This window comes from Prauserella aidingensis (genome assembly GCF_024171865.1).
GTDB lineage: Bacteria > Actinomycetota > Actinomycetes > Mycobacteriales > Pseudonocardiaceae > Prauserella > Prauserella aidingensis.
Genome location: NZ_JAMTCN010000012.1, coordinates 129,368 through 137,455 on the forward strand (window position 1 = coordinate 129,368; position 8,088 = coordinate 137,455).

An 8,088-nucleotide genomic window follows, 5' to 3' on the forward strand; every position below is an offset into this window, starting at 1 on the left:
GAAGCCGACCACGGCTCACGTCGTCGTTCACGCTCCAGCTCACGCCACAGCTCACGACGCCTCCAGTCGCAGCATGTCGTCGTACGTCTCCCTGCGCAGCAGCAGCCGGTGCTCACCGTTGCGCACGGCGACCACCGCGGGCCGCGGCTGCCGGTTGTAGTTGCTGGCCATCGAGTAGCAGTACGCACCCGTGGCGGCGACCGCGAGCAGGTCACCGGGTGCCAGGGTCTCCGGCAACCAGCAGTCGCGGACGACGATGTCACCGGACTCACAGTGCTTTCCCACCACGCGGGACAGCATGGCGGTCACGGGCTCGGGCTGGCCGTCGTCGCTGGCGCGGGAGACGAGGCGGACGTCGTAGGCGGCGTCGTACAGGGCGGTGCGGATGTTGTCGCTCATGCCGCCGTCGACGCTGACGTATCGCCGCACGCCTTCGTCGCCGAGCACGACGTCCTTGATGGTGCCGGTCTCGTACAGCGTCACGGTGCCGGGACCCGCGATCGCACGGCCGGGCTCGCCCGCGATGCGCGGCACCGGGATGTCCGCGAACGCGCACTCCTTCCGGACGATGTCGCGGATCTGGGTGACCAGCTGTGCGGGCGGGGGCGGGTTGTCCTTGTCGGTGTAGGCGATGCCGAATCCGCCGCCCAGGTCGACGACCGCCAGGCTCTCCAGTGCCTCCGGGCCGTGCTCCTTGCGCAGGTCGGCGAGCAGGCCGACGACGCGCCGCGCGGCGACCTCGAAGCCGTCGGCGTCGAAGATCTGCGACCCGATGTGGCTGTGCAGGCCGACGAGCTGCAACGACGGGGCGTTGAGCACGCGGCGGACCGCTTCGGCGGCCTCGCCCGAGGCCAGCGAGAACCCGAACTTCTGGTCCTCGTGGGCCGTGGCGATGAACTCGTGGGTGTGGGCCTCCACGCCGACCGTCACGCGCACCAGCACCTGCTGGACGACGTCGTGGCGCGTGGCGACGTCGGCGAGGCGGGCGATCTCGTAGTACGAGTCGAGCACGATCGTGCCGACGCCCGCCTCGACGGCGGCCTCGAGTTCTTCGACGGACTTGTTGTTGCCGTGGAACGTGATCCGCTCGGGCGGGAACTCGGCGCGCTGGGCGATCGCCAGCTCACCGCCGCTGCAGACGTCGAGGCTCAAGCCCTGGCCCGCCACCCACCGGGCGACCTCGGTGCACAGGAACGCCTTGCCCGCGTAGTGGACCAGGCTGGGGTCCTCGAACGCGGCGGCGTACTCGGCGCAGCGGAACTTGAAGTCGGCCTCGTCGATCACGAACAGCGGCGTGCCGTACGTCCGCGCGAGCTCGCGGACGTCGACGCCCGCGATGCGGACGACGCCGTCGCCCGCGCGGAACGTGTTGCGCGGCCACACCTTCGCGTGCAGCCGGTCGAGCTCGCCCGAGGTGGACGGTGGGAAACCCGCCTGATCGGCGTGCGGGTAGACCTCAGCGTGGCGGGGCCCCGCGGGGTGTGCACACATTCATTACATCCGTTCCGGGGCAGAGACCCCGAGCAGGGACAGTCCGTTGGCGAGTACCTGGCGCGCGGCTTCGCACAGCGCCAGGCGCGCGTGGGTGAGGTCGGTCGGGGCCTCGTCACCCTGGGGCAGCACGCGCGCGACGTCGTAGAACTTGTGGTACGCCGACGCCAGCGACTCGAGATAACGGGCGACGCGGTGCGGTTCGCGCAGCTCGGCCGCCTTGGTGAGCACGCTCGGGAACTCGCCGATCGTGCGGATGAGGTCCCCTTCGCGGGGATGCGTCAGGAGGCTGAAGTCGGCGTCCGGCCGCAGCTCGATCTTCAGCTCGGCCGCGCCTCGCTGCAGCGAGGCCAACCGGGCGTGCGCGTACTGCACGTAGAACACGGGGTTCTCGTTGGTGTGCTTGCGCAGCAGGTCGAGGTCGATGTCGATGCCGGAGTCGACCGAGTAGCGCGTCAGCTCGTAGCGTGCGGCGTCGACGCCCACGGCCTCGACGAGGTCCTCCAGCGTGACGACGGTGCCCGCGCGCTTGCTCATCTTCACGGGCTTGCCGCCGCTGACGAGGTTGACCATCTGGCCGATGAGCACCTCGACGACCGCGGGGTCGTAGCCGAGCGCGACGGCGGTCGCCTTGAGCCTGCCGATGTAGCCGTGGTGGTCGGCGCCGAGCATGTAGATGCACAGGTCGAAGCCGCGCTCCACCTTGTCACGCAGGTAGGCGATGTCGCCCGCGATGTAGGCAGGGTCGCCGTCGCTCTTGAGGACGACGCGGTCCTTGTCGTCGCCCTGGTCGGTGGTGCGCATCCACCACGCGCCCTCGGCCTCGTAGAGGGTGCCGGACTCCTTGAGCTCGCCGACGACCTGCGCCACGGCGCCGCCCGCGTGCAGCGAGTCCTCGTGGAAGAAGACGTCGAAGTCGGTGCCGAAGTCGTGGAGGCTCTGCTTGATCTCCTCGAACATCAGCCCGACGCCGATCTTGCGGAACGTCTCGTGACGCTCGGCCTCGGGCAACGACAGCGCGCCGGGCTCCTTGCGCAGGACGGCGGTGGCGATGTCGTCGATGTAGGCGCCCGCGTAGCCGTCCTCGGGCGCGGGCTCGCCCTGCGCGGCGGCGAGCAGCGAGTTCACGAACCGGTCGATCTGCGCGCCGGCGTCGTTGAAGTAGTACTCGCGCGTGACCTCGGCGCCCTGCGCGGTCAGCACGCGGCCGAGCGCGTCGCCGACGGCGGCCCAGCGGGTGCCGCCGAGGTGGATGGGGCCGGTCGGGTTGGCGGAGACGAACTCGAGGTTGATCCTGCGGCCCGCGAGCGCGTCACCGCGGCCGTAGGCGTCGCCCGCGCTCAGCACGCGGCGGACGATCTCGCCCTGCGCGTCGGCGGCCAGGCGCAGGTTGAGGAAACCGGGGCCCGCGACCTCGGCGGTGTCGACGCCGTCGGCGGCGGACAGCTCCGTGGCGAGCGCCTCGGCCAGCTCGCGGGGAGCCATACCTACTTTTTTCGCGACTTGCAGGGCCACGTTGGTCGCGTAGTCGCCGTGTTCGGGGTTGCGGGGTCGCTCCACCGTCACCTGCTCAGGAAGCACGCCGGTGTCGAGGCCGCGGGCCTCGAGAACCGTGACGGCAGACGAACGCACGAGGTCAGCAAGGGCGGAGGGAGTCACCCGGCGAGTGTACGTTCGAAGGGGGCGAGGCCCGGCGACCGGCTCGCCCCGGATGTGCGCGGTCGCATAACGGATCCACGAGCCGCCGCCCGGTGTCTCCCCGGACGTCCCTACACTGCTCGATCGGGGTACCCGACTCTCGCCGAAGGAGACATCTGCAGCCATGGCCAGCGGCAAGAAGGGCAAGAAGACACCGAGCGCGGTGCAGGCCGCCCGCGGATCCACGGTCGGCCAGAAGAACGTGCCGTGGGGCACGATCACCGCGGTCGTGGCCATCGTCCTGCTGGCGGCCGGGGTCTTCGGCTACTACTACGTCGCCTCGAGCGACACGCGGGAGCAGCGGGAACGCGAGGAGGTCGCGGCCGAGAACTTCACTCCCGACCGGAACAACCCGGACCCGTCCCAGAAGATCGACGGCGTCACGATCAAGGAGTACCAGGGCGGCGCCCACGTGCGCCCGAACGAGCGGGTCGCCTACGACCAGTCGCCGCCGTTCGGCGGTCCGCACGACGGCTTCTGGGCCTCGTGCACCGGCACCGTGTACGAGGAGGCCGTGCGCACCGAGAACATGGTCCACTCGCTCGAGCACGGCGCGATCTGGATCGCCTACGACCCGGAGCGGGTCTCCGGCGAGGACCTCGAGACGCTGAAACTCCGCGTCGAGAACGAGCCGTTCATGATGCTGTCGCCGTACCCGGGCCTCGACTCGTCGGTCTCGCTGCAATCCTGGGGTCACCAGCTGAAGGTCGACGACGTCACCGACGAGCGCATCGACCAGTTCATCGCCGCGCTGAAGCGCAACTCGAACACCTACCCCGAGGTCGGAGCCTCCTGCGACGCGCTGGGGCCGGGCCAGTTCGACCCGGACAACCCGCCGCCGTTCAACCCGGAGAAGCCGGGCCCGAACGCCAGGCCGATGGGCTACCAGGGGTCGGCGGGAGCGGCCGACGAGTCGATGAGTGGCGGACAGTAACCTTCCGGCTACTCCCCCACCCGCCGACGACCGCACTCCAGGGACTCCGCAGGTCATGAACGACACTCCTGACGAAGCACGCAGCACCGAACCGGCAGGCTCGTCCGGCGACCCCGATCCCGGACCGGGCGCGTCGACCTCCGCGGCAGGGTCGGAGAACGCCGGTTCGAGCGGTGGCGACGGCTCGGACACGGCGGGCGAGGCCGGGCCGGACGACGCAGACCGGGCGGCGTCCGCGACAGGCGGTGCCGAGGCAGCAGGCAACGAGGCAGCCGGTGCCGAGTCCGAGAGTGCTGACGTCGAGGATGTCGACGTCGAGGGTGCCGGCGGCGACGGGACGCGGCCGCCGCGCGAGCGCGAGTGGCCGCGCTACGTCATCTTCGGTGCGGCGGCGTTGGCGCTGCTGCTGGTCGGCGCAACCGTGGGGCTACTGGTGGCGCGCGGCACGGACAGTGAACCGGCGACTCGGCCCGGTCCGGTGGACGTCGGGTTCGCGCAGGACATGTCGGTACATCACCTGCAGGCCGTGACGATGGCGAACTGGGCGCGCGACCACAGTTCCGATCCGGCGATCAAGCAGCTGGCGTTCGACATCGCGAGTACCCAGACCGAGCAGGTCGGCCGCATGAAGGGCTGGCTGATGCTGTGGGGCAAGCCGGAGGAGCCCGCGGGCGAGTACATGACGTGGATGTCCGAGCCCATGGGGCACAACCACGGTGAGGAGAGCGAGTCGGCGTCCTCCGAGTCGACGACGAGCGCGCGCGCACCGTCGGGACCGTCGGGTGGCCAGGTCGGCGGCAGCAGGGCGATGCCGGGGATGGCGACCGAGCAGGAGCTGTCGAAGATGCGCTCCCTCAGCGGTGAACGCCTGGACGTGTACTTCCTGCAGCTGATGCTGCGCCACCATCAGGGCGGCGTCGACATGGCGACCTACGCGCGGGAGCACGCGCGGATCAGCGCGGTGAGCACCCTGGCCACGAGCATGCTCGCCTCGCAGGTGCCGGAGTCGGACCTGATGCGCAACATGTTGGCCGAGCGGGACGCGAAGCCCCTGCCGTTCCCGTGACGCTGCCGTTCCGGTGGCGGTGTGCCGGTGTGGCGGGGTTGCCGGTGTGGTGGCTGCCCGGCGAGGCGGCCGGCGGAGGGTCACCGCGCGGCCGGTTCACCAGCTGAGTTCTTCGCAGCGCTGGGCGTGTTCGCGGGGTTCGACCTGCAGGGTGGCGTGGTCGATGCCGTAGCGGTTGGCGAGCATGTCCTGGGCGGCGGCGAGGACGGCCGAGGTGTCGCCGTCGGGGCCGATGGTCAGGTGTGCCGAGGCGACTTCCATGCCCGAGGTGAGGGTCCAGACATGCAGGTCGTGGACGTCTTCGACGCTGGCGAGCGCGGCGAGGTCGGTTTCGAGGGCGGCGACGTCGACGCCGCGGGGCGCGTGCTGGAAGAGGATGCGCAGCGAGCGGGCGGCGAGCACGGCGGTGCGCGGGAGGATCCACACGCCGATGGCGACGCCCGCGATGGGGTCGGCGTAGCGCCAGCCGGTGAGGAGCGTGATGGCGGCGCTGATGAGTACGGCGACGGAGCCGACGAGATCGGCGAGCACTTCGAGGTAGGCGCCGCGGATGTTGAGGCTCTCCTTGGCGCCGGAGCGCAGCAGCAGGAACGCGACGATGTTGGCGACGAGGCCTGCGGTGGCGGCGAGGAGCACGGGAAGGCCGGGCACCTCGGGGGCGTTCCCGATGCGGTTGACGGCCTCGTAGAGGACGTAGCCGCCGACGCCGAACAGCAGGAACGCGTTGGCGAGCGCGGCGAGCACTTCGGAGCGGTAGAGGCCGAAGGTGCGGGTGTAGGTGGGGTCGCTGCGGCGCGCGAGCACGACGGCCGCGAGCGCCATGCCGAGGCCGAGGACGTCGGTGAACATGTGCGCGGCGTCGGAGATGAGGGCCAGCGAGGCGGTCGCGAAGCCGACCACGAACTCGAGCACCATGAAGGCGCCGCTGATCGCGAGTGCGGCGGCGAGCCTGCCCTGATGGGCGCCGGATGCCGAGAGGTCGGCATGTCCGTGACCATGGCCGTGTCCGTGGCCCATGTCGGTCCCTCTCTCGTCGGCGGTGCTCACCCGCATGCGGTCGCCTGCGGATGTTTTCGGCGGTGGTCGCGGCCACGCGTCGAGAACATATAGCGACATGCGCATGAGTGCAACACAGGTAACCCTAACTCACCGGCGCGGAGGAAGGTACACCGCCGCGGCGGACCTCACACGCCGAAGATCGGGGACCACGCGCACAGGCCGTGAGGGGGATGCGATAGGCTTCGGGATGTCGCCGCAAGGTGGCGGGCCCTCGTAGCTCAGTGGATAGAGCACTGCCCTCCGGAGGCAGGTGTCGCAGGTTCGAATCCTGCCGAGGGCACCCAACCTGAACAGCAAAAACCGGCCCCTACCAGCGGAAACGCGGTAGGGGCCGATTCATGTCGTACCCGACTGGCACCGGCTGCACCCGGCGACATACGGCCGTCCACGTGCAATGCACGTGCACAGGCCCAGCGGTCACCAGCCGCCGAGAGCCTCTTCGATGCGACGCTTGGCCGTGCGCTCTCCCCCGTCGAGGAAGCTCGCGTAGACCTCCAGCAGGACGGAGACCGATTGACCTGCCCACAACGCCACCGTCGCGGCGGGCACGCCCGCAGCCAGCCACGTACTCACGGCCGCATGCCGGAGGTCATATGGCCGACGCAGGAGCGGTCCCGCCTCGGCCTCCTTAGTGAGGGCGCTGGTCCGGGCGGCACGCCATACCTTCATGTACGTCACCTTCGAGATCGGCCCGCCACGCTCGCCCGTGAACAAGCGACCGTCCGTCCCGCACCCGTGGCGTTCGATGTGGCGCCACAGGATCGCTGTCAGCTCAGGGGGACACGGCACGGGTCGTACGTCACCGGCTGCCCGGGACTTCAGCGGACGTTGTTCCCCCACCGTTCCCCGGTCGGTCCAGCGTGCGTCGATGTAGGGCCGGGCCCCTTCGAGGTAGATAGTTCCCCAGTCGTACTTGCGTTCACCACTGACGGGGTCGTGGGTCGCAGCCGGAAGCGACAGGTTCTCTTTGCGGAGGTCGGCGGCTTCTTCAGGCCGCATCGCGGCGAAGTACATGAGCGCGAAGAAGGCTTCGAGGCGTTCCCCGCTCCTGGCCGTTTCCGCGATGGTGCTGAGCATCGTCCTCGCCTGGACTGGATTCGGCACCGCCCGCTTGTCGACCTTCCTCTTCCCTTTCGGCATCTGACTCCACTTCACGCCCGCCAGCGGGTTGCTACCCAGAATGTCGCGCTCCACGGCGTAGTCGAGGCAGTTCGACAGGACCGACCTCGTACGTCGCGCCACGGTCGGGGCGTACGGCTCGCCGTCGAGTCGGCGCGTCACCGAGCGCTGCAGCGCACGCATTGTGTCGGCATTGTGGACGGTCTCGACTGGCAGGGTATGGCGCGACAGCCATTCGAGTACGCGGCCAACCTCAATCGGCATGGATCCGGAATCGCGCTGTGGTGGGTTGTAGCCCCACATCCTGGCTGCGGCCCGGATTTCCTTTGCCTCCGGCGCTCCCGGCTTCTCCGGAACGAAGACCGGAAGCACCCGGATAAGAGCCCCTAACAGGTTGATGATCTTGGTTTGAGATGATCTTGGTGTGGCTGCGCCGTGGGTCGTGTCGGACGAGTTGTGGGCCCGGATAGGGCCGTTGTTGCCGGTGCGTCCGGCGAGTCGGACGGGGCCGAAGCCGTTGCCGGATCGGCAGGTGTTGCAGGGGATCCTGTTCGTGTTGTTCACCGGGATCGGGTGGGAGGACCTGCCTCAGGAGCTGGGGTTCGGTTCCGGGATGACGTGCTGGCGACGGCTTCGGGACTGGCAGGAGCTCGGGGTCTTCGACCGGTTGCATCAGGAGCTACTCGCCGAGTTGAACGCCGCCGGGGAGATCGACTGGTCA

At 69.7% G+C, this 8,088-nt stretch carries 7 protein-coding genes and 1 tRNA gene; 4 read left to right on the forward strand and 4 right to left on the reverse strand.

The features are described 5' to 3' along the window. Positions 1 to 51: 51 nt before the first annotated feature. Positions 52 to 1,491, reverse strand: coding sequence for a diaminopimelate decarboxylase (gene lysA / locus LY13_RS14395; RefSeq protein WP_253828933.1), 1,440 nt, complete (start codon positions 1,489 to 1,491; stop codon positions 52 to 54). A gap of 3 nt (positions 1,492 to 1,494) precedes the next feature. Beyond that, positions 1,495 to 3,150 carry an arginine--tRNA ligase gene (gene argS, locus LY13_RS14400; RefSeq protein ID WP_253828934.1) on the reverse strand — a complete coding sequence of 552 codons (1,656 nt, stop codon included), beginning with the start codon at positions 3,148 to 3,150 and terminating at the stop codon, positions 1,495 to 1,497. A 163-nt stretch (positions 3,151 to 3,313) separates the two neighbouring features. Between argS and LY13_RS14405 the strand changes: the two genes are divergently transcribed. Further along, complete coding sequence (locus LY13_RS14405; protein ID WP_253828935.1) at positions 3,314 to 4,123, forward strand: DUF3105 domain-containing protein; 810 nt, start codon at positions 3,314 to 3,316, stop codon at positions 4,121 to 4,123. A gap of 376 nt (positions 4,124 to 4,499) precedes the next feature. Beyond that, positions 4,500 to 5,189, forward strand: coding sequence for a DUF305 domain-containing protein (locus tag LY13_RS14410; RefSeq protein WP_253828941.1), 690 nt, complete (start codon positions 4,500 to 4,502; stop codon positions 5,187 to 5,189). 96 nt (positions 5,190 to 5,285) lie between these two features. Here LY13_RS14410 and LY13_RS14415 read toward each other — a convergent pair whose 3' ends face one another. Next, positions 5,286 to 6,206, reverse strand: coding sequence for a cation diffusion facilitator family transporter (locus LY13_RS14415; RefSeq protein ID WP_253828942.1), 921 nt, complete (start codon positions 6,204 to 6,206; stop codon positions 5,286 to 5,288). 249 nt (positions 6,207 to 6,455) lie between these two features. Between LY13_RS14415 and LY13_RS14420 the strand changes: the two genes are divergently transcribed. Beyond that, positions 6,456 to 6,528 (forward strand) — tRNA-Arg (locus LY13_RS14420). Positions 6,529 to 6,665: 137 nt separating this feature from the next. Here LY13_RS14420 and LY13_RS14425 read toward each other — a convergent pair. Then, the gene (locus LY13_RS14425) at positions 6,666 to 7,913 is read right to left on the reverse strand and encodes a tyrosine-type recombinase/integrase (protein ID WP_253828943.1); all 1,248 of its coding nucleotides are present in this window, start codon (positions 7,911 to 7,913) and stop codon (positions 6,666 to 6,668) included. Between LY13_RS14425 and LY13_RS14430 the strand changes: the two genes are divergently transcribed. Continuing rightward, positions 7,810 to 8,088, forward strand: a 279-nt coding sequence (locus LY13_RS14430) for a transposase (RefSeq protein ID WP_253828936.1), incomplete at its 3' end; no start/stop codon positions are given. The genes LY13_RS14425 and LY13_RS14430 overlap by 104 nt on opposite strands.